The following is a 20,162-nucleotide window of genomic DNA, read 5'->3' as shown; positions in this document are numbered from 1 at the left end:
TGCGGCTGTACGGGAGGGGTCAGGCGCCAGGCACCAGCGCCAGGCCGGATTCCCACGGGTGGTCTGCCGCGCTTACGTTCACGTCTTCGCCCGGGTTCAGTGCACGCACCGTCACCAGGCCGGGTGCTGCGTTGGGGCTGACGGTGATGGTCAGAATGTAGGCTTGAGTGCCACCAGAGTTGGTCTGGCCAGGAATGGCCGACGCGTCGGGCAGGTACTGGGTGACCTGTGCCGTCACCCCAGGGTTGGAGAATTGCACCCTGGCGTTCTGCGCCGTGGTGTCTGCGTCTGCGCCTTGCACCACAAGCACGAACGGGTTGCTGCTACCCGGTGCAAGCCAGGCGGGCAGGTCGGTGGGGGACTGCCCGTAGAACAAGTCCAGTGGCAGCAGCTGCACCGGCCAGGGTTGCCGGCCGGTCTGCCGGTCCTGCACGCACGGGAAGGAGGGCGGTGTGGTAGCAAGCGGCTTGACGGTGACGCTCAGGCCCACCAGCAGTTGCTGGGCGATCACCCACACATAGTTGACCGGCTGGTTGTTGATGGTGATGTCGTTGATCGAGAAACCGGCGCTTTCGGGGACTTCGAACACCGCCTGCAGGATTTGGTCGGAACCGTTGGCGGCCGACTTGGCGGTGCCGCGGGTGATGCGCCAGTACTGGCTTACGTCCTGGCCTTGCGGGCCTTTCCAGCCACTGAAATCGGTAGGTTGCTGCAGGTAGAGGCCAATCGGGTTGGTCAGCGACAGGCGATTTTTCACTGCCGTCGAATTGGCCATGAAGCCGATGTGCGGGTCGGAGTTGCGGTAGTTCTGCCCATACTGCGCGCAGCAGATCAGCGACTGGGCATTCTGGCTGCTGCTGACCGGGCGCAGGATGGTGGCGGCGGCGGCCAGGTACACCTCGGCACTGAGGGTGTTGGGGCCGGAGGTCAGGTGCATCGCACCACCGTATTGCCCGGGAACGCAGACGGTGCCGGCGTTCCATTTGTTGACGGTGTCATAAGCTGGCTGGCCAGTGGTCGGGTCGATGACCGGATCGCCGGCTTTGCCGGTCGGGCAGTCGACGGTGTAGCGCAGGTACAGGTCCTCGAGTTGCACGCTGGGGTCTATGTAGTCGCGGTACAGGCCCAATACTGCCTGCGGGTCGATGCGCCACATGGCCAGGAAGTATGCGGGGTTTTCGCAGGTGAAGGTGATCTTGCGCATGTTGCCGTTGGCATCGCGTACGATCGACCACTCGCAATACTCGTCGAGCCAGCCCCGCGGGCCGGAAGGTGAGAACGCCGTGTACCTGCCGTTCCAGTCGATACTTGGGCAGCGCTTGGCCGGTAGTTGCAGCAGGGTGCCCTGTTTGTCCGGGTCGTATAGCGTGTAGAGGGTGTTGTCGAGGGTGATCTGGCCGCGGTCGGCCAGCTCCATCACCTGGTTCAGGGTCATGGCTCTGCCAAGTTGCGGAACGACCGCTGCACCGTTGTTGTAAAAGAACGTCCACAGCCGGTTGGGGAAGGGCGCCCAGGTGATGGCGGGCGGGGTCACTTCACCGAAACCCTCCACCAGCGGGTTGTAATAGCCAGAGCGAGGCGCGTCGTTCTGGCCCGACCAAGGGTTGCCGATGATCGACGACTCGGTCCAGCCGGTGAGGTCGTTGTTCCAGTCGGTTTCAAACTGCTGCAACTGGTCCTCCAGGCCTAGCTTGTTGTAGTCCTTGGGGGCTTGGCCAGCGGGAGAGGTGAACTGCTTGAAGGGCGTGCTCATGTCGGTTCTCCAGGTGTGTGTGAGGGGGCAGCAGCGCAGCAGCCGGCGACCGCAGGCGGGCCGGCGAGGGTTTGGCGTGGGTCGTCCCACACCAGTTGAGCGATGAAACCGGGCAGGATCCTGTATTCGTCAGGCAGCAGCACGCGGCCACTGTCGAGGTGGGTCACCAGCAGCGACAACTGCACCGCATCATGAGGGCCGAGGCCCAGCGCAGCGGCGTTACGGGCCGCATTCAGAGCGCGCGAAACGCCATGGGTGATGCAGCGGCCCTTGTCGTCCACCAGCCCCATGCCGATGCGGCTGAAGCGCCCCACGTAATGAGGGTTGTCAGCGTTCACATGTTGCGGGGCGGCGTCCGGCTGGTCGAGAAAGACGTCGATCAGGTAGGTGTCATGGGTGCAACGTACATGATCGAACACCACCCACGGCCCTGGCCCTGCGGCGCTTTCCACCGCAGTGGCGGCTGTTGCGCGGTGCTCGCAGCAGGTGCCGGCGGCCACCTTGGACGCGCCGAACTGCGGGGCTACCGGCACACCGTAGTCATAGCCGATGTGCCGGCTGTCCTGGGCCATGTCGCCGAGGGTGGTGTAGCGCCAGGCGTCGGCGCTGGTGAAGGTGAGTTGCGTGGCGTCGCGCCCGGCGAACGGCTGCAGCAGGCACTGGGTGGTGTACTGCGCTTCGGGGTGGGCCCTGATCCACACTTCGAGCATGCGGTCGATATTGGCGTGGTAAGAGCAGAACACCGGGTCAAAGGCGGTGTAGGCGTTATCGGCCATGTCGCCGCCGATCCAACCGTGATAGTTGTCATGGGGTTGCTCGTACAGGCCGTCGAAGTTGAGCGTGCGATTGGGGTACAGGCTGTCTTGCTGGGGCGGGTCGAACACCGGAATGTTTGCCCAAGGGTAACCGGGTACTCCCTGTGGCTGGCTGAAACAGGTGAACTTCAGGGCATCCACCACCTGTTGCTGGAAGATCCGGCTCATGCCGTACAGCCGAGCGCGGTCAAAGCGCGAGTCGTCACCGTGGGTGTAGAACAACGGGTTGCGTTGCACATAGCGGCAGTCCACGCCGCTGACCGCAGCCCGGGAGCACACCTTGGAACAACCATCCTTGGCGGCCGCGTAACGCAGTGGGTTGGGCCGGGTCTCGCCGCTGTGCGGGTGCACGTAGGTTTCGTCGAGAAAAGCCTGCGGCAGGCCGGCTTGTGGGCTACCGTCGACGCTGGCGTCTTCGGCCATCCAGTCCCAGTAGGGGATGGCGCAGTCGATCAGTTGCTCCAGGTACAACAAGTACGCACGGTGCCAAAGGGCAAACGCTTCCTGGTAATGCAGGCACCAGTTGGTGTGGATGTAGGCGTAACGTTGCCAGGGCGCGTTGCTGTCGGGGTTGCCCACCTGCATGACATCGTCCAGGCGGGCGCGGTACAGGTTCAGTTCTTCGACGCTCAGCGCGCGGATGTCCTGCCTTACGCGCTTGACCGGTTGCGGCAGGTCTGGTGGTGGGATGCGTTCGGCCAGGTCGAAGGGCGAGCTGGCGTCCAGACGCCAGCCTTGGTTGACCCACAGCCTGAAGGTTTCCAGTGCATCGATCGGCCAGAACTGCTGCTGGTCGAGGGTCAGCGGCATGTTGCGGGAGGCCAGGTGCTGGTAGATGGTTTCTGACCAGGTCTTGACCGAGTCCGGGTCGTCCAGGAAGACGAAGTAGCCGTTCATGCACCCGGCCCAGGAGGCCGCCACGGCCGCGCGCTGCTCGGCGGGAATCCAGTAGGGGGCACTGAAAAGGCCGTGGATGTCGGCAGTCCATGTAGGTTTTGCAACGATCATAAGGTCCCTCTCATGCGCCCCGCAGGCCATCTTTGGCCGGGCTGCTAAGCTCAGTTGATGGTAGAGGTCCGGCGCGCAGGAATCGTGCAAATTGCCCCGCTCTTGCGGCGAATTCATTGCAGTTTTTCAAGGAAGACACAGCGAAAATGACAGACGCCATGGATCTGAAAATTCTGGGCAAGCTGCAAAAGGATTGCAGCCAGAATCTGGAGCTGCTCAGCGACAGCGTCGGGCTGTCTTCCACCAGTTGTTACCGGCGGATCAGGCGCCTTGAGAGTGCCGGTATCATCAAGGCCAAGGTCGCGATACTGGACGAGCGCAAGCTGGGCATTCAGGTAACCGCCTTTTTTCTGGTCAAGCTGGACCGCGACAGCAACGACATCGACCGCAGAATGCAGCACATCCTTGCCAGCCACCCCGAGATACAGGACTGCTATTTGATGACAGGCGAGTTCGATTTCGTGATGGTTGCCAAATTTCGCGATGCTGCCGAATACACCGACTATATCTACCGGTTTCTCGACACCTACCGGGATATTCCGATTCGCACTTACTCCTCCACGCTCGTGGTACGGACAGTAAAAAAATCGTATGAGCTGCCGCTTGGAGGTGGGCTTCAGCAGGTTGCCGATGCCTGATGGCTGAGCATGCCGCGAGGCAGCCCGGGAACTTCGCCCAGTGAAGCCAGTCGATAGCTCCTCTCCGGAATTACCCGACTGCCCGAGTGCCATCCTCCATGCCCAGCCAGCGCTTGCTGCCAGCACTGTTTCTTTTGTTCAGCACCTTCGCCGGCCAATGTGCCCTTGCCGGTCAACGCTCGGCGCCGGCGCACAGCAATAAGGCCACCACGCAACTGATCGAGGCTGCTTCGCAGCAGTACGAGCACGGCGAGCTGGACCAGGCAGCCGCAACCCTGGAACGCGCGTTGCAGATTCAGCCCGGCAACCCGGCCACCTTGCATTACCTGGGCGTCCTGCGCCTGGAGCAGGGCCAGTATGACCAGGCCGAAGTGCTGGCGGCGCGCTCCAACCTGCGGGTGGGTAGCAACCTTGCGTTGCGCAATCGCAACTATCAGTTGATCGAAGCAGCCCAGGCTGCGCGGCAGGCGAGGCCGGTGCGTGTCGTCGATCAGCGCCGCTGAGCATGTTGTTCTAGGGGCGAGTGGCAGAGCCTGTGATAATGGTGGCAATTGAAAGGGCCCTGTCATGCTGATCATCTCCAATAACGTGCATCTGCCGGATGCCGAAATCGAACTGACGTACATCCGCGCGCAAGGCTCGGGTGGGCAGAACGTCAACAAGGTGTCCAGCGCCGTGCATCTGCGCTTCGATATCCCGGCCTCATCGCTGCCTGACTTTTACAAGGAGCGGCTGTTGGCCCTGCGTGACAGTCGTATCACCAGCGACGGCGTGTTGATCATCAAGGGCCAGCAGTACCGCACCCAGGAGCAGAACCGTGCTGACGCTCTGGCGCGCCTTGCCGAGTTGATCACCAGTGCCGGCAAGACCGAGAAGAAACGCCGCCCGACAAAGCCGACCCTCGGCTCGAAGACCCGCCGCCTCGAAGGAAAAGCCAGGCGCAGCACTGTCAAGGCGGGGCGGGGTAAGGTTGAGTTCTAGGGTCTGTATGAAATATCTCGAGAACAGGCTCAGGCGATCTCTTGAGCGACCGTAATCAGCACTGGCGGACGGTAAGCGTTGGGCATAGAGGTGTCAGCCTCGATATTCCCAGCGTTTGTCAGATCGAGCGCCGCGCGGGCGGCGCTCGATCTGGCAAGCGCCAAAAATGTAATGCCGAACACTCAGGTTCAGAGCACCTTGAACCCATGGGTGCCGTCGCGCTCGAGTTGCGCAACCAGGCCAAACTCCCAGTCCAGATACCCCTGCATCGCCTCGCGGGGGTTGTCCGTACCCTCGTAAGGCCGCCGGTAGCGATCGCTGCGGGGTACGGCAAGCTGCGTTTCGCCGGTTTCCAGCGGTTGGCCGGCAGCGATCCAGCGGGTGGTGCCGCCTTCGAGCACGTAAACGGGGGTACGGGTGAGAGCCTGCAGGTCGTGTGCGGCGAAGCGCGCCAGCAGGCTGCTGCCGCAAGTCAGCACATAGCGACTGGCCGGTGGCAAATGCTCCAGGGTTTCGGCCAGCTGGGCCCGGATCGACCAGTGGGCACCCGGAATATGGCGCTTGACGTAGTTGGCGCTGGTGGTGAAGTCCAGCAGCACCGTGCCGTCTTCCTGCAGCCAACTGGCCAGTCGCTCGACACCGATGTCGTTGGCGGCGGGCAGTTCGGGCAGGGGAGGCTGCCATTCGCCGATGGCGTTGAAGTCTGCCTCCGACAAGTCGTCGAGCACGGCGACCTGCCAGCCCATCTGGGCCAACCAGGAGGCGCTCATGTTAGCCCGTACACCGTCGTCATCCACTAGCACGATTCGCGCCCCGCGAACGCTGGCCACGTGGTCGGTTTCCTGCACCAGCTGACCGCCCGGCACTGAGCGGCTGCCAGGCAGGTGGCCGGCGTTGTATTCCTCGGGTGTGCGCACGTCGAACAGGTACGTGGTGCGTGTGGGGTCGGCCTGCCAGTCGAGCAGCCCCCCACGCTCCAAGCGCAGCACGCCGGTGCGGTCAGCAACCGCACGCGCCTGGCGCGCAGCGTTGGCGCCATTAGCGGCGCTGACCTCAGGAAAGCGTCGGTCCTGGCCATGGGCCAGCTGTTGTCCGGCCAGGGTCCAACCAATGGTGCCATTGCGCAAGGCAGCGACCGGGTTGGGAATGCCCGCGTTGACCAATGACTGAGTGCCGATGATGCTGCGGGTGCGCCCTGCGCAGTTGACGATTACCTGAGTGTCCGGGTCCGGTGCCAACTCGGCTACGCGCAACACCAGCTCGGCACCGGGCACGCTGATACCGCCAGGAATGCTCATGGTCTGGTACTCGTCGAAGCGGCGCGCATCGAGCACGACCACATTGGCCTTTTCGTCCAGCAGCGCCTGGACCTGCTCAGCGGCAAGCGATGGCGTGTGGCGCACGCTTTCCACCAGTTCGCCGAAGGCCTTGCTCGGTACGTTGACGTCTCGGAACACTTCGCCCCCAGCGGCTCGCCAACCAGCCAGGCCGCCTTCAAGCACAGCCACGTCGCGGTAGCCCAGCGCCAGCAGACGCTGTGCCGCCACGGCGGCAAGACCCTCGCCGTCGTCGTAGACGGTAATGGCGGTATCACGCCGTGGCACGCGGGCAAAAACCTCCAGCTCAAGCTTCGAGAGCGCGATGTTGGCAGCGAACAAGGGATGGGCCTGGGCGAACGGGTCTTCTTCGCGCACGTCGATCAAGGCCAGTTCCTCCTGGGCCAGCAGGGCGCGGCGGATATCGTGGTAACGGCGGGTGGTGACGGAGCTCATGGGGCAAGGTTCTCTTTGGACAGGTCCCAGATATTGGGCAGGCGGGTATTGGAGTAGCCGGAGATAAACGGTTTTTCGCTGCCGTCCTCGGCATAGACTGCGCGCTTGACCGCGCCGATGTTGCCGCCATAGACGTGGATACTGATCGACACCTGGTCGTTGAAGGCATTGCTGACCTGGTGGATGTCGCCAATGCGCGGCGACACCGCTTCGACCTGGCCCGGCTCCAGACGCACTGCCGCGCCGAGAGGCACCAGCTTGCCTTGGGCGTCGCGCTCGAAGCCTTGGGCGACTTCTGCGCCGCGCAGCATGCCGATCAGGCCCCAGACCCGGTGGTCGTGCACCGGCGTCTGCTGGCCTGGGCCCCAGACGAAGCTCACCACCGAGAAGCGCTGGCGCGAGTCGCAATGGACCAAATACTGCTGATAGCGCTGCGGGTCGGGCTGGGCGAGATCGTCCGGTAACCAGTCGTCATGGGCGACCAGCTCGGCCAGCAGTTGCTGGCCGCGATCGAGCAGGGCGGCTTCGTCAGGCCGCTGGTCGAGCACCAGGGCGAGGCGGTCGATGAAATGGCGTAAGCGCTCCGTGCGCAGGTTCTGGGTCATGGTTCAGGCTCGGTTTTTCGGGTTCCGGTTAACCCTAGCAAATCCCCTTTCTATTCTCAAAATGCAAAATAATAATAAGCTAATATGCAAAAAACGCATTTACAGATTCGCTGTTCTGTTTTCAAATCGCCCTCATCAAAGGCATGAGGTTATGCCTAATGTGCATTTCACAGGCCTCAGAATACGCTTTAAATTATAAAAACCATTCGATTAATGCCTTATGGCTATAGATAAACCCTGGACGAGACCGCACGTGCGGATCGGCTCATCTGCCCCAGGAGGGGCATCTGGAGACGAACGTGCGCTATATAAAACACTTGGCTGCCACACTGCTGGCCACTACCTTCAGCCTTGCCGCCGCAGCCCAGACGCTGGTGGTCGGTGATCAGAGCTTCAACGCCCGCGCAGTCATGGAAGCGGCCGGGGTGCTCGACGACTTGCCCTACACCCTGGAATGGAAGCAGTTCACCGCCGGCTCGCCGGTGGCCGAGGCGCTCAACGTCGGCAGCCTCGACATCGGCCTGCTGGGCGATGCTCCGCCGCTGTTTCTGGGTGCCCTGGGCGCACCCATCAAGGTGATCGCAGTCAGCCGGCAGAACCTTGAAGGCGTGGCCATCCTGGCGCGCAAGGATTCCTCGATCCACAGCCTGCAAGACCTGCGTGGCAAGCGCGCGGCGATCTGGAAGGGTTCGTGGAGTCAGCAGTTGCTGTTCAGCGCCCTTGACCAAGCGGGTGTCCCCCGCGATGCCCTGGAGTTGCGCTACCTCAGTGCGTTGGATGCCTCCCACGCCCTGGATGGCGGATCGGTGGATGTGATCGCCACTTGGGAGCCTTACGTCACCCAGCAAGAGCGCCAGGGTGCTCGAGTGCTTGCCACAGCCGAGGGGGTGATCCCGGCGCAGAGCTTCGTGGTGGCCAACAGCAAGGCGGTGGAGCAAAAGCGCGCGCAGATCACCGACTTTCTGCAGCGCCTGAAAAAGGCCCGTGACTGGACCCTCAACGACCCGGCCAACACCGAGGCCTACGCCGATGCCTGGGCCCAGCGAACCCGTGCCGATCGCGACATTGCCCGCTCCTGGTTCGCCCGTGCGCGCACCGACCTGGCACCGCTGAACCCGCAGGTGATCGTCGATGCGCAGAAGACCGTGGACTTCTTCGCCGGGCTTGGCCTTATCAAGCCCTACCCAGCGGCGAACCTGTTCGACACCTCGTTCGGTGCGGCCTTCCAGGCGCCCGCTCTCAGCAACCAATGAAGGGATTCCCATGAGCAAACGACAGATCAAACTCGGCGCCCTGACCATGGGCTGCGGTGGCCCTGGCCGGCACAACCTGTGGCTCGACCCGGAACTGCCTGCCGACGCCAGCGTCAACATCGACTGGTACATCGACATCGCCCGCAAGGCCGAGGCGGCGTTGTTCGACCTCATGTTCATCGTTGACAGCCAGTTCATCACGCCAGGCTCGCCCTCGCACTACCTCAACCGTCTGGAGCCGTTGACCCTGCTCTCGGCCTTGGCGGTCAGTACCCGTCATATCGGGCTGGTCGGCACCCTCACCACCTCCTACAACGCGCCGTTCAACGTCGCCCGCCGGCTTGCCTCGCTGGACCTGATCAGCAAGGGCCGCGCGGGCTGGAACGTGGTCACCAGCGGGGATGCCGGCACCGCCGGCAACTACGGGCTGGACGAGCACTACGACTATGACACCCGCTACGCCCGGGCCCAAGAGCATGTGCACGTGGTACAGGGGCTGTGGCACTCCTACGAGGACGACGCCTTTCCCCGGGATCGTGCCAGCGGCCGCTTTCTCGAGCCCTCTAAACTGCATGCACTGAATCACCAGGGCGAGCACTTTTCGGTGGTCGGCCCACTGAACATCCAGCGCTCGCCCCAGGGCCAGCCGGTGATCTTCCAGGCGGGCGATTCCGAGCAGGGTCGTGACCTGGGTGCCGCCACTGCCGACGTGGTGTTCACCCATGCCGCCAGCATCGAGCAGGGGCAGGCCTTCTACCGTGACATCAAGGGCCGTGCTTTGCGCCTGGGGCGTGACCCGGACCAATTGCTGGTGTTGCCGGGGGCGGAGATCTACGTTGGCGATACGGACGAGCATGCACGAGAGATCGAGCGTCACTACCATCAAGCTGACCACAGCTTTGAACTGGCGTTGAAAGAGTTCGGGCGTAATTTCGGCTGGCATGATTTCAGCCGCTACGACCTGGATGCGCCGTTCCCGCAGGAAAGCCTGGAATACGCCCGCAGCAGCTTCTTCACCAACGCCAAGCGCATTGCCGACCAGGCCCGTGACAAGGGCTTCAGCCTGCGCCAGGCCGTGGCGTTCGGCCGCCAGTTGCGGCCAGGTGCCTTCGTGGGCTCAGCACAAACCGTGGCGGCGAAGATGGCCGATTGGTTCGAGGCGCGGGCGCTGGACGGCTTCAACATCTACATTGGCCACCCGGGGCAGTTCCGCCGGTTTACCGAGGAGGTCGTGCCATTGCTGCAGGAGCGAGGGGTGTATCGCACCGCTTATGAAGGTACCACCCTGCGCGAGAGCCTCGGCTTGCCAATACCACGCTTTACCCGCTAGATCGCCGGGGCCGCTGTGCGGCCCCTGGCGGTTTCAGAAGGTGTAGGTCAGTCGGCCAAAATAATACCCGCCGGTAAAGCCATACGGCGAGTACACCCCGTACCCCTTGACCATGGTCTTGCTGGCTGGCGCCTGGCGCTCGGGGTACACATCGAACAGATTGCGCGCACCGATCGCCAGTTCCAGGTCCTTGGTCAGCTGGTAGCCCAGATCCAGGTCGGTGATCCAGCGCGCCTTGTATTCGCGGTCCAGCGAACGATCGTTGGCGGCATTCACCTCACGCCAGGAGCCGTAACGGGTCAGCCCCAGGTTGACCCGGTAGCGTCCAAGGCGCCAGTTGCCACCCAGGATCAGCTTGGTGTGCGGCTGTACCTCGGTCAGCAGGTTGCGGGCCTGGCGGTTCATCAGCTCGTAGGGGGTGCCGAGGATGTTCACGCTCTGCTTGTAGCTGAGAATCTCGGTGTCGTTCCAGTTGAAGGCCGCCGTCCACTTCACGGCCCCGGCGCCACCCAAGTCTTGATCATAGCTGCCCACCAGGTCCAGGCCCTTGGTGCGGGTGTTGGCGCCATTGGTGAAGTACTGGCCGCCCGAAGTTGAGTCGATGCCGTTGGCCAACAGGGCCTGGGTGACCTCAGGGCCGAGCAGGGTGCCGGTAAGGGTGATGCGGTCGCGAACGTTGATCAGGTAGGCGTCGGCGGTGAAGGCCAGGCGCTCGCTGGGCTGCCAGGCCAGCCCAAGGCTGTAGTTGGTTGATTTTTCAGGTTTGAGCGGTTCGGCACCGAGTGCCTTGGCGGCGGCCGAATCTACCGGCAACACGCCATAGTTGATCGACTGGTACACGCCGTCGACCACGCCGTAGGTGGTGGAGCGGGCGCTGAACAGGCTGTTGGCCAATGAAGGGGCGCGGAAGCCGTTGCTCACCGTGGCTCGTACGGCCAGCTCGGGGGTCAGCTCGTAGCGGGTGGTTAGCTTGCCACTGCGGGTCGCACCCACGCCGCGGTCGTAGTGTTCATAGCGCAAGGCAGCGCCCCAGTACCACTGCGGGAGCGGGTTGAAGCCCACGTCCAGGTAGCCGGCGTAGCTGTTACGGCTGGCGCTGGTGGCCTCGGCCGGGGAGATGCCGTTGGTGACCTGGGCGCCTGAGGCAGCACAGTTGCCGGGTGCCGCGCAGTAGCCGCCGTCTGCCCAGCTGGCCCAGTCGCCGGCCTGCACCTGGTACGTATCGCGGCGTTGCTCGAGGCCCCAGGAAAAGTCCAGGGGCTTTGCCAGGCCTACGTCAAAGCTGCGGCGCAGGTCGAGGTTGCTGGTCAGCTGCGAGCTGACCCAGGTGCCGGACTCGAAATGGTTGGGCGTGGCCTCGCCCAGCGATGGGTTCTGGTTGTTCCAGGTGCCCTGTTCGGCCTCGTTGCGCCCGTAGGTGCTGGACAGATCCCAGTCCCACTCGCCAGCCAGGCCCTTGGCTCCGAATGCCGCCTGGTAGTCGTACTCCTCGATGTACCAGGTGGGCGTGTAGCCGGCCGGTCGCCCGTTGGGCCCGGTGGTGATGGTGTTGACGATGGTCGGCAGGCGGAAGTTCTGGCCCTGCTCGGCCTTGCGGTACGACCAGGTGCTGAACGAGTAAAGGGTCACGTCGTTTTGCAGCGGCAGCTCGGCGTTGTAGCCCAGGGTCAGCAGGTTGATTTTCGGCGTGCCGTAGCCGCCGTAGGTGACCTTGCCGGCGCGCTCCAACGCCTCGGCCTGGCTGTAGCCGTTGGCGCTGGCCTTGTTGTCGTCGTTCTGGCTGCGGGCGTCGAGCGCCAGCTGGAGGACACCCTCGCGGCCAATCTCGAAGCCTTTGTTCAGGCTTTGCTGCACGGTTTGTTTCTTGCCGTCGTAGCCCTGGCCCGCAGTGGTCACGGCAGTGCCGCTGGTATCAGCCTTGAGGATCACGTTGATCACCCCAGCGATGGCGTCAGAGCCGTACTGGGCCGCTGCGCCATCACGCAGCACCTCGACATGGTCGATGGCGCTGATGGGGATCAGGTCCAGGTCACTGGGGGCGGCGCCGGCGTTGATCCCGCTGATGTTCAGGGTGGCGCTGGTGTGGCGGCGCTTGCCGTTGACCAGCACCAGCACCTGGGCGGCGTTGAGCCCACGCAGGTTTGGCGCGCGGGCCATGCCGCTGGCGTCCCAGCCGGTTTTTTCCGGCAGGGTCAGCGACGGTACGCTGACGCTGAGGGCTTCCATCAGGCCTGGCTTGCCGGTTTCCTGCAGCTGCTTGGCGCTGATCACGTCGATGGGCACCGGGCTGCTGGTGACAGTACGTTTTTCACTGCCACGGTTGCCGGTGACGATCACCGTGCCCAGGGCTTGGGCGGCAGGTTCGTCGGCCAGTGCCGGCGCGGTATGCAGGCCGGCGGCGAAGGCCATGGTGAAGAGCGGGGCAGTGGTAAAGGCTTGCTTCATGCACGCAGTTCCTTGTCTGGCTTGGCGGGCGCGCTCAGGGCGCCTTGGCCGCGATTGCGTCGATTTCCACCAGCGCGCCCGGCAGCGGCAGCGCCACCACCTGGATGGCCGTGCGGGTCGGTGTGCGGGGTTGCTCGGCGGTGGCGAAGAACTGGCTGTAGGCCGCTTGCAACCCGCTGAAGTCAAGAGCGCCGCCGTTGGCCGGGTCGCCTACCAGGAACACCCGTAACTGAACGATGTCGCCTACATCCAGGCCCTGGCTTTGCAGCGCCGTGCGCAGCTTGTTCAGCACTGAACGGGTCTGGGTTTCGGTGTTGCCGAACGCCGCGATACTGCCTTTGGGCGCCTTGGCGTCGGCCACATCCGGCAAGGTGCCGCTGACGAACGTCAGCTGGCTGCCGGCCGGCACTGTGACCAGTTGCGAGATGGGGAAGTTGGAGCCAGGCGGGGCGACCCGCTTGATGGCATCGGCATGGGCATTGAGGGTCAGCGACATGAGCACTCCGGCAAGCAGAAGAAGACGAGGCATGCTGTGGTTTCCTTGACGATCAGGCGGCTGCGCCGCGGGTGGTCTGGTTGGCATGGCGGGCGATCAGGCCGACTACCCGGCGGGCGGATTCCGCCGCGCTGTTCTGCCAGATGCCCACGCCGCCATGGGCCAGGGCATCGCTGGCCAGCCAGGTTCGGCCCTGGGCCTGGTTGAGCAGGTCGTAGCCGGGCTGGGCGACTTCGTCGTGGACGATCCACGGTGCTTCGCTGAAGGGGATCTTCGACCAGTTGACTACCACCGGCCGGCGTAGCTTGTGGCTGTGGCCGGGGTGCAGCGATTCCACCGCCTGGCGCGACGAAGCGACCTGGGCCTGCAGCGACTTGCTGGCAAACTGCTGCGCCACCTCGCCGGTGTTGTAGGTGGCGACCAACACCCCCTGGGCGCTGTTGAGGTGGTCGCTGGGGTACCAGAGGGTGCGTGCTTCGTGGTTGATGTAGCTGAGGCCGCCGTAGATCTGGAAATCCGTTTCCCAGAAGCGCGGCGATTGCCAGGCGACCTTGTTGGCCTTGTCGCCTTCGGCGGTGGCGATGGCCTGCTTGAATGCCGTACTGAAATTGTTCGGCAGTTTGGCCAGCAGCGGCAGGGGCAGGGTGACGATGGCGTAGTCCGCCTGCTCGATGTGCTGCTGCCCAGTCTTGCGATCACGCCATACCACCTTGGCGCCGTTGTCAGCCGTTTCCACCCCCAGCACCTCGGCGCCCAGGCGCACGCTGTCCTTGACCTGGCGGAAGAATGCTTTGGGAATCTGGTCCATGCCGCCGACCGGCTGGAACATGGTCGAGGAGAACTCGGGAATCTCGTCGAACACCAGCGGCAGTAGCAGGTTGCTGTCGAGCAGTTGATCCAGGGGCACCGGCTGGCGCTGGACCGGGGTCTGGTCCCCGGCGCCGGCGAAGCGGGTATAACCAGCGCGCACCGAACCGCGGTATTGCTGCTGGCTATCCAGGTCGCCGTAGACCTTGAGAAAGTCCAGCAGGGCCTTGCGCTGGCCGCTGCTCAGCTCGGCGTCGAGGCTGTTGCGGTTGACACTGCGCGCCAGCAGCTCGCTGAAGTGCCCGCGGGTGTCGTTGACCGCCTGGCGCAGCAGCAGTGGTGGGCGGGCCAGGTCAGGCTGGGCCAGGGCATTGCGACTGCTGTTGACCAGCACTTGCAGCTCCACGCCCAGTTCGCGGCAGTAACCGAGAATGGTCAGGTGATGGCTGGGCAGGCGTGCAGCGCCAGCGTTGAAGAAGTGGCCCGGGTCGAACTCGACGTTTTGCGAACTGCCGTCGTTATGCTCGATGCGGTCGCCGTGGCGCAGGGTCCAGACTCGGCCACCGACGCGCTCGCGAGCTTCCAGCACGGTGACCGAGAAGCCGGCCTTGCGCAGCTCGTAGGCGGATACCAGCCCGGATATACCGGCGCCGACAATCACCACGCGCTTGCCGTTGCCGCCGTTGGCGGCCAGTTGCAGGGGCTGGAAGGTGGCGGCCAGGGCATTCTGGCCAAGCGCGCCGAGGGCTGCCGAATAGCCGCCAATGGCGGCGAGGCGGGTGATCAGATCTCTACGGGACAATCCCATGTCGCATGCTCCGAAAAGGTTGGGTTCGGATGTGCGCAACGGGCAGGCGGATCGAAGGACGGACCGACAGCGGCTGGCACAAATCCATTTGCCTCCGCCACGTTGGGGGTCGGTTTAAAGAACCTAATGGACTTTCACGGCGCTGTGAAAGGCTTTTTTGTTCTAAGTTAATTATGTTTATAGCTGATAATAAATGTTCGTATAAATGCGTTTAAATGATGTTGAGAGGTGTTTGGCCGGCTAATGCGTGGGCGTCATCTCCACGACCAATGCGCACGAGCAGAAGCACCAGGCCGATACGGGCTGGTGCTCTGAATTCGCTCGAGGGACCGTCTGCGTCGGGCCTTTCGCGGCGCTAACCGTGAAAGGGCCGGTTCAGGTCAGGCGCTGCGCGCGTCACGGCCTGCTTGCTGCTGCGCAACCCGTGCGCGGATCCGTGGGATCAGCTCCTGGCCGTAGTCCACGGCATCGCGCAACTGGTCAAAACCACGAAACAGGAAGGTACTCACACCTAGCTCGTAATACGCCAGCGCGGCTTCGGCAACCTGTTCGGGTGTGCCCACCAGCGAGGTGGAGTTACCAGCGCCACCGCCGAGCGCGGCGATCTCGGTCCACAGCCGGGTGTCGTGTACCTTGCGCTGGCTTGCCAGTTGCACCAAGCGTTCGGAACCGACGTTGCTCTTGCCGAAGTTCTTCTCGCGACGGTTGCCCTGGCGGATGCCGATGCGGTGCCTGGCGTCGGCGAGGATGCGCTCGGCTCGTGCCCAGGCCTCGTCTTCGGTGGCCCCCAGGATCGGCCGAAGCGACAGGCTGAAGCGGATGTGGTTTTCCCGCCCGTGGCGAGCAGCGGCCTTGCGTACCTGCGCAATGCGTTCGCGCACCTGCTCAAGGGGCTCGCCCCACATCATGTAGACATCGGCGTGTTTGGCTGCGACCTCCACCGCCGCATCCGAAGCCCCGGAGAAGTAGATCGGCAGCTTGTCCACCGGTTTGACCAGGGTCAGGTTGTCCTCTACCCGGTAATGCTCGCCGTGATGGTCGAACGGCGTGGTCTGCGTCCAGGTGTTGCGCAGCACCTCCAGGTATTCGTCAGTGCGTGCGTAGCGGGCATCCTTGTCGAGGAAGTCGCCGTCACGCTGCAGGTCGCCGCTGTCGCCGCCGGTGATCACGTTGATCGAGGCGCGGCCGCGGCTGAGCTGATCGAGGGTGGCGAACTGGCGGGCGGCGAAGGTCGGCGCCTGAAAACCGGGGCGGTGCGCGACCAGCAGGCCGATGCGTTCGGTGAGTGCGGCGACGTAACTGGCCAAGATCATCGCGTCTGGCGCGCTGGTGTTGACCGCCAGCAGGGCCTTGTCGAACCCTGCGTATTCCTGGGCCTGGGCGAAGGCCTTGATAAAGTCCAGGTCAACCAATGGCCCACGTGGGGCCTGTGATTCGCTGCTTTCCTGAGGGCCGATGAGGCCAATGAATTCGAGGCTCATGCAGTGGAACTCCTTTTCGTCCAGGGCGGTTCAAGCGACCGCGGTCGGCTCGCGGCGCAGTGTGTTGCGGTTGGTCGGTACGCTCAGGCCGAAGCTGGCGCGCAAGGTGCTGCCGGTGTACTCGCTGCGCACCAGGCCGCGCGCTTGCAACAGGGGCACCACCAGCTCGGTGAAGTACTGCAGGCCATCGGGCAGCAGCGAATTGATGATGAAACCGTCGGCGGCGCGGTCCTCGAACCAGTCCTGCAGGGCATTGGCCACCTGCTCCGGGGTGCCGGTGAAGTCACGCCTAGGGCGCGAAAAGCGCAGCGCCAGTTGGCGCAGGGTCAGGCCCTCTTCGCGGGCCAGTTGCTTGAGCAGGTCGGCGGTACCCTTGTGGCTGTTGTCACCGAGGGTGCCCAGGTCCGGGAATGGTGCATCCAGGTCGTGCTGGCTGAAGTCGTAGTCGTTGAACGGACGGCCAAGGGCGACCAGGGCGTCCTCGATGCTTACCAGCTCGACGGCCTGCTGGTAGCGGCGTTCGACCTCGGCTTCGTCGCGGCCGACGATGGGGCGGATGCCCGGCAGGATGAACAGCTGCTCCGGATCGCGGCCATGGCGCGCAGCGCGCTGTTTCAGGTCTTGGTAATAAGCCCGGGCATCGCTGAACGACTCGGGGTTGACGAAGATCGCATCGGCGTTCTGCGCGGCGAAGTTGCGCCCATCTTCCGACACGCCCGCCTGGAAAATCAGCGGTTGGCCTTGGGGCGAGCGCTGGATGTTCAGCGGGCCCTTTACCTTGAAAAACTCGCCCTGGTGACCAAGGGTGTGCAGCTTGGCGGGGTCAAAGAACTCGCCAGTGCGCTTGTCGCGGGTGAAGGCGTCGTCTTCCCACGAATCCCACAGCCCCTGGACCACCTCGACATGCTCACGGGCGATGCGGTAGCGCACGGCGTGGGGCGGGTGCTCTGCCTTGCCGAAGTTGTCGGCGGTGCCCGACAGCCACGAGGTGACCACGTTCCAGCCGGCCCGGCCGCCGCTGATCAGGTCCAGCGAGGCGAACTGGCGTGCAACCTGGAACGGTTCGGTGTAGCTGACCGTGACCGTGGCGACCAGGCCGATGTGGGAGGTGACCGCCGCCAGCGCAGAGAGAATGGTCAGCGGCTCGAAGCGGTTGAGGTAATGGGGGCTGGAGCGGGCGTGGATGTGCAGGCTGTCGGCGATGAAGGCGAAGTCGAACTTCGCGGCCTCAGCCAGTTGCGCCTGGTGCTTGTAGAAACCGAAGTTGACGCTGGCGTCGGCCAGCGCTTCGGGGTGGCGCCATTCGCCCCAGCCGTGACCGACACCGTGGATCATTGCGCCGAGATGGATCTGTCGTTTGCTCACGTTCAATACCTCTTGCCAGAAAATGTTCAATGTCTGGTCCGCGCGGCACGACGTACCGCACGGTACAACCGTCAAACCGCCACAGGCAGTACGCTGCGGGAGTGGCCGGGTATCGCCTCGATCAGCGCCTGGGTGTAGGCGCTGGCCGGGCTGCCGAACACCTGGATCGCGGGCCCTTGCTCGACCACCTGGCCGCGTTGCAGGACCAGCACGTGGTCGGCCATGCTCGCGACCACCGCCAGGTCGTGGGAGACCAGTACGTAGGCGATGCCCAGTTCGCGCTGCAGGTCGGTCAGCAGGGCGAGAATCTGTGCCTGCACCGACACGTCCAGCGCGCTGACCGGCTCGTCGAGCAGCAGCACCTCCGGCTCCAGGGCCAATGCCCGGGCGATCGCCACCCGCTGGCGCTGACCGCCCGACAGTTCCCGCGGCAGCCGGTCGAGGAAGTGCACCGGCAGGTGCACCCTGGCGATCAGTTCGCAGGCCTTGCGTTCCAGCGCATCGCCCTTGAGCAGGCCGAACGACACCAGCGGTTCGACGATGCTGTCGAACACGGTGAAGCGCGGGTCGAGTGCCGCAAAGGGGTTCTGCTGCACCAGTTGGATACGCCTGCGCAGGGGCCGGAACTGTCGCCAGGTGCAGGCACTGACGTCGATACCGGCGAACTCCACACGTCCCCGGCTGGGCTTTTCCAGCCCAAGGGCAATGCGCAGCGCGGTGCTCTTGCCCGAGCCCGATTCGCCGACGATGGCCAGGGTCTGCCCGGCGTGCAGCTCAAGGCTGAGGTCGTGCAGTGCGGTGAAGTGCGCGTCCTGCCCGGGCAGGGCGAAGCGCTTGCCGACATTGCTCAGGCGTAACAGCGGCGTTGCAGCCGTCGGGCCTCCCAGGCGTTTGCGCGGCACGAAGGCCGGCGCTGCGTTGAGCAGGTCTCGCGTATAGGGCTGCTGTGCGCCCCAGAGGATTTGTCTGGGCGAGGCATGCTCAATGAGCTCGCCCTGTTTCATCACCAGCAGGCGGTCGGCACGGTCGCAGGCCATGCCCAGGTCATGGGTGATGATCAGCAAGGCGATACCCCGCTCGGCCACCAGCTGTTGCAGGTGGTCGAGAATGCGCCGCTGCACGGTCACGTCCAGTGCGCTGGTGGGTTCGTCGGCGATGATCAGCCGAGGTTCGCCGGCCAGGGCGATGGCGATCAGTACCCGTTGGCGCATGCCGCCGGACAGCTCGTGAGGGTATTGATGGGCGCGCAGTTCAGGCGCGTCGATGCCGACCTGCGCCAGCAGCGCCAGCACTTCGGCATCCAGGCCCGGGTAACGCCGCCCGTCATGGGCCAGCTCCAGCGCCTCGGCGATCTGCCGGCCAATACGCTGGGTGGGGTTGAGGCTGACCATCGGGTCCTGCGGCACCAGGCCGATGGTGCGGCCGCGCAGCTTGCGCCTGTCGCCCTCACTGGCCTGCGCCACATCGACGCCATCGACCCATAGCTGGCCATGGTCGATGGATGCATTGGTCGGCAGCAGACCGAGCAGGGCGTTTGCCAGCGTCGATTTCCCCGAGCCGGACTCGCCGACAACGGCCAGGGTCTCGCCCTGGGCCAGGCAGAACGACAACTGGCGCACGGCCTGGGTGCGTTGCCCGGCGAAGGCGTAACTGACGCTCAGGTCACGGACCTGGATCAAGTGTGGCTGGCTCATCGGGCATGCTCCTCGGCGCTGCGCGCCAGGTGGTTCAGGCTGAACACCACCGCCACCACGAACAGCCCTGGTAGCAGAGAAACCCAAGGGGCGGTGATCAGGAAGTGACGGCCGTTGGCGATCAACGTGCCCCATTCCGCGGCTGGCGGTGCTGCGCCGAAACCGAGAAAACTGAGGCCGGCGGTGGCCAGAATGGCCGCACCGAAGTCCAGGGTGGCGAGCACCGCCACCGGGCCCCAGGCGTTGGGCAGCACATGGCACAGCAGCGTGCGTGCCCAGCTGGCGCCGCCCAGGCGGGCGGCCTCGACATAGGGCAGGGTCTTGATTCGCAGCACTTCGGCGCGAGTGGTGCGGGCAAAGCCCGGAATGATGCCGACGCCCACGGCGACAGCCACCGGGACTGTGCCAAAGCCGATGGCGGTGACGATGGCGAGGGCCAGCAGCAGGCCGGGCAGCGCCAGCAACACGTCGATCAGGCGCATCAGCACGGCGTCGACTCGCCCGCCGGCAAAACCGGCCAGGACGCCCAGCCCAAGACCGCCAACCAGGGCGATGGTTACCGCCAACAGTGCCGCCAGCACCGAGAGGCGCGCGCCATAGACCACCCGGGTATACAGGTCACGCCCCAGTTCGTCGGTGCCAAACCAGTGCACCACGCCGGGGCTGCTGAGCTTGTCGGCGGGCGAGGTGGCGTAAGGGTCGAAGCTGGTGAGCAACTGTGGGGCCAGTGCCGCGAACAGGGCGAACAGTACAATCAACAGGGCCACGCTGAAGCCGGGGCGGCGTAGCAGCGGGATCAAGGCCTGGTGAGCGCGCTGCAGGCGCGTGCGACGTTTCCAGGGGGTGGCTGTTTGTGCCCCATCGCGGGTGTGCGGGGTGTCGATCGTGTTCAGGGGTATGTCGATGGTCAT

The 20,162-nt window shown here is 64.4% G+C and carries 15 protein-coding genes and 1 pseudogene; 5 read left to right on the top strand and 11 right to left on the bottom strand.

The annotated features are described in order from the left end of the window. Nucleotides 1–19: 19 nt before the first annotated feature. A complete protein-coding gene (locus E8E68_RS10940; RefSeq protein ID WP_280341279.1) occupies nt 20–1,753 on the bottom strand; it encodes a hypothetical protein in 1,734 nt (577 codons plus the stop codon). Then, a complete protein-coding gene (locus E8E68_RS10935; protein WP_280341276.1) occupies nt 1,750–3,576 on the bottom strand; it encodes a tyrosinase family protein in 1,827 nt (608 codons plus the stop codon). Before E8E68_RS10935 ends, E8E68_RS10940 begins: the two co-directional genes overlap by 4 nt. Before the next feature lie 158 nt (nt 3,577–3,734). Between E8E68_RS10935 and E8E68_RS10930 the strand changes: the two genes are divergently transcribed. From E8E68_RS10930 to arfB, 3 genes and pseudogenes are all read left to right on the top strand, one after another. Continuing rightward, on the top strand, nt 3,735–4,214 hold the full coding sequence (locus E8E68_RS10930) for an Lrp/AsnC family transcriptional regulator (RefSeq protein ID WP_323054374.1): 480 nt from the start codon (nt 3,735–3,737) through the stop codon (nt 4,212–4,214). A gap of 98 nt (nt 4,215–4,312) precedes the next feature. Further along, nucleotides 4,313–4,678 (top strand): annotated as a pseudogene (locus tag E8E68_RS10925) (tetratricopeptide repeat protein); the annotation flags it as partial. A 103-nt stretch (nt 4,679–4,781) separates the two neighbouring features. Continuing rightward, nucleotides 4,782–5,195, top strand: a complete 414-nt coding sequence (arfB, locus tag E8E68_RS10920) for an alternative ribosome rescue aminoacyl-tRNA hydrolase ArfB (protein ID WP_280341273.1) — start codon at nt 4,782–4,784, stop codon at nt 5,193–5,195. Nucleotides 5,196–5,383: 188 nt separating this feature from the next. Here the strand turns inward: arfB and E8E68_RS10915 are convergent, their stop codons facing one another. Next, nucleotides 5,384–6,967: a rhodanese-related sulfurtransferase gene (locus E8E68_RS10915; protein WP_280341269.1), complete on the bottom strand. Its 1,584-nt coding sequence runs from the start codon at nt 6,965–6,967 to the stop codon at nt 5,384–5,386. Next, the gene (locus E8E68_RS10910) at nt 6,964–7,572 is read right to left on the bottom strand and encodes a cysteine dioxygenase (RefSeq protein ID WP_280341266.1); all 609 of its coding nucleotides are present in this window, start codon (nt 7,570–7,572) and stop codon (nt 6,964–6,966) included. The genes E8E68_RS10915 and E8E68_RS10910 overlap by 4 nt, the downstream gene beginning before the upstream one ends. A gap of 299 nt (nt 7,573–7,871) precedes the next feature. Between E8E68_RS10910 and E8E68_RS10905 the strand changes: the two genes are divergently transcribed. Together E8E68_RS10905 and E8E68_RS10900 are read left to right on the top strand one after the other, a co-directional pair. Further along, the gene (locus E8E68_RS10905) at nt 7,872–8,825 is read left to right on the top strand and encodes an ABC transporter substrate-binding protein (protein ID WP_110746672.1); all 954 of its coding nucleotides are present in this window, start codon (nt 7,872–7,874) and stop codon (nt 8,823–8,825) included. 10 nt (nt 8,826–8,835) lie between these two features. Then, nucleotides 8,836–10,155: an LLM class flavin-dependent oxidoreductase gene (locus tag E8E68_RS10900; RefSeq protein ID WP_266029138.1), complete on the top strand. Its 1,320-nt coding sequence runs from the start codon at nt 8,836–8,838 to the stop codon at nt 10,153–10,155. 33 nt (nt 10,156–10,188) lie between these two features. Here E8E68_RS10900 and E8E68_RS10895 read toward each other — a convergent pair whose 3' ends face one another. From E8E68_RS10895 to E8E68_RS10865, 7 genes are all read right to left on the bottom strand, one after another. Next, entirely contained in the window at nt 10,189–12,600 is a 2,412-nt protein-coding gene (locus E8E68_RS10895; protein ID WP_280341259.1) for a TonB-dependent receptor, read from the bottom strand. Nucleotides 12,601–12,634: 34 nt separating this feature from the next. Continuing rightward, complete coding sequence (locus E8E68_RS10890; protein WP_280341256.1) at nt 12,635–13,129, bottom strand: RidA family protein; 495 nt, start codon at nt 13,127–13,129, stop codon at nt 12,635–12,637. A 19-nt stretch (nt 13,130–13,148) separates the two neighbouring features. Beyond that, nucleotides 13,149–14,711 carry an FAD-dependent oxidoreductase gene (locus tag E8E68_RS10885; protein WP_266029141.1) on the bottom strand — a complete coding sequence of 521 codons (1,563 nt, stop codon included), beginning with the start codon at nt 14,709–14,711 and terminating at the stop codon, nt 13,149–13,151. A 380-nt stretch (nt 14,712–15,091) separates the two neighbouring features. Then, the gene (locus E8E68_RS10880) at nt 15,092–16,192 is read right to left on the bottom strand and encodes an LLM class flavin-dependent oxidoreductase (protein ID WP_266029142.1); all 1,101 of its coding nucleotides are present in this window, start codon (nt 16,190–16,192) and stop codon (nt 15,092–15,094) included. 30 nt (nt 16,193–16,222) lie between these two features. Then, nucleotides 16,223–17,557, bottom strand: coding sequence for an LLM class flavin-dependent oxidoreductase (locus tag E8E68_RS10875; protein ID WP_280341252.1), 1,335 nt, complete (start codon nt 17,555–17,557; stop codon nt 16,223–16,225). Nucleotides 17,558–17,628: 71 nt separating this feature from the next. Beyond that, nucleotides 17,629–19,251: an ABC transporter ATP-binding protein gene (locus E8E68_RS10870; protein WP_280341249.1), complete on the bottom strand. Its 1,623-nt coding sequence runs from the start codon at nt 19,249–19,251 to the stop codon at nt 17,629–17,631. Then, a complete protein-coding gene (locus tag E8E68_RS10865; protein WP_266029145.1) occupies nt 19,248–20,162 on the bottom strand; it encodes an ABC transporter permease in 915 nt (304 codons plus the stop codon). Before E8E68_RS10865 ends, E8E68_RS10870 begins: the two co-directional genes overlap by 4 nt.

This window comes from Pseudomonas sp. BN607 (assembly GCF_029871175.1).
Lineage (GTDB): Bacteria > Pseudomonadota > Gammaproteobacteria > Pseudomonadales > Pseudomonadaceae > Aquipseudomonas.
Note: the sequence above shows the minus strand (reverse complement) of the source record. Positions and strands in the feature narration are given on the sequence as shown.

Bases quoted from the DNA above. Each gene is read 5' to 3' on its own strand.
- E8E68_RS10940 (WP_280341279.1), bottom strand. From the start codon at position 1,753: ATGAGCACGCCCTTCAAGCAGTTCACCTCTCCCGCTGGCCAAGCCCCC.
- E8E68_RS10935 (WP_280341276.1), bottom strand. From the start codon at position 3,576: ATGATCGTTGCAAAACCTACATGGACTGCCGACATCCACGGCCTTTTC.
- E8E68_RS10930 (WP_323054374.1), top strand. From the start codon at position 3,735: ATGGATCTGAAAATTCTGGGCAAGCTGCAAAAGGATTGCAGCCAGAAT.
- arfB (WP_280341273.1), top strand. From the start codon at position 4,782: ATGCTGATCATCTCCAATAACGTGCATCTGCCGGATGCCGAAATCGAA.
- E8E68_RS10915 (WP_280341269.1), bottom strand. From the start codon at position 6,967: ATGAGCTCCGTCACCACCCGCCGTTACCACGATATCCGCCGCGCCCTG.
- E8E68_RS10910 (WP_280341266.1), bottom strand. From the start codon at position 7,572: ATGACCCAGAACCTGCGCACGGAGCGCTTACGCCATTTCATCGACCGC.
- E8E68_RS10900 (WP_266029138.1), top strand. From the start codon at position 8,836: ATGAGCAAACGACAGATCAAACTCGGCGCCCTGACCATGGGCTGCGGT.
- E8E68_RS10895 (WP_280341259.1), bottom strand. From the start codon at position 12,600: ATGAAGCAAGCCTTTACCACTGCCCCGCTCTTCACCATGGCCTTCGCC.
- E8E68_RS10890 (WP_280341256.1), bottom strand. From the start codon at position 13,129: ATGCCTCGTCTTCTTCTGCTTGCCGGAGTGCTCATGTCGCTGACCCTC.
- E8E68_RS10885 (WP_266029141.1), bottom strand. From the start codon at position 14,711: ATGGGATTGTCCCGTAGAGATCTGATCACCCGCCTCGCCGCCATTGGC.
- E8E68_RS10880 (WP_266029142.1), bottom strand. From the start codon at position 16,192: ATGAGCCTCGAATTCATTGGCCTCATCGGCCCTCAGGAAAGCAGCGAA.
- E8E68_RS10870 (WP_280341249.1), bottom strand. From the start codon at position 19,251: ATGAGCCAGCCACACTTGATCCAGGTCCGTGACCTGAGCGTCAGTTAC.
- E8E68_RS10865 (WP_266029145.1), bottom strand. From the start codon at position 20,162: ATGACCATCGACATACCCCTGAACACGATCGACACCCCGCACACCCGC.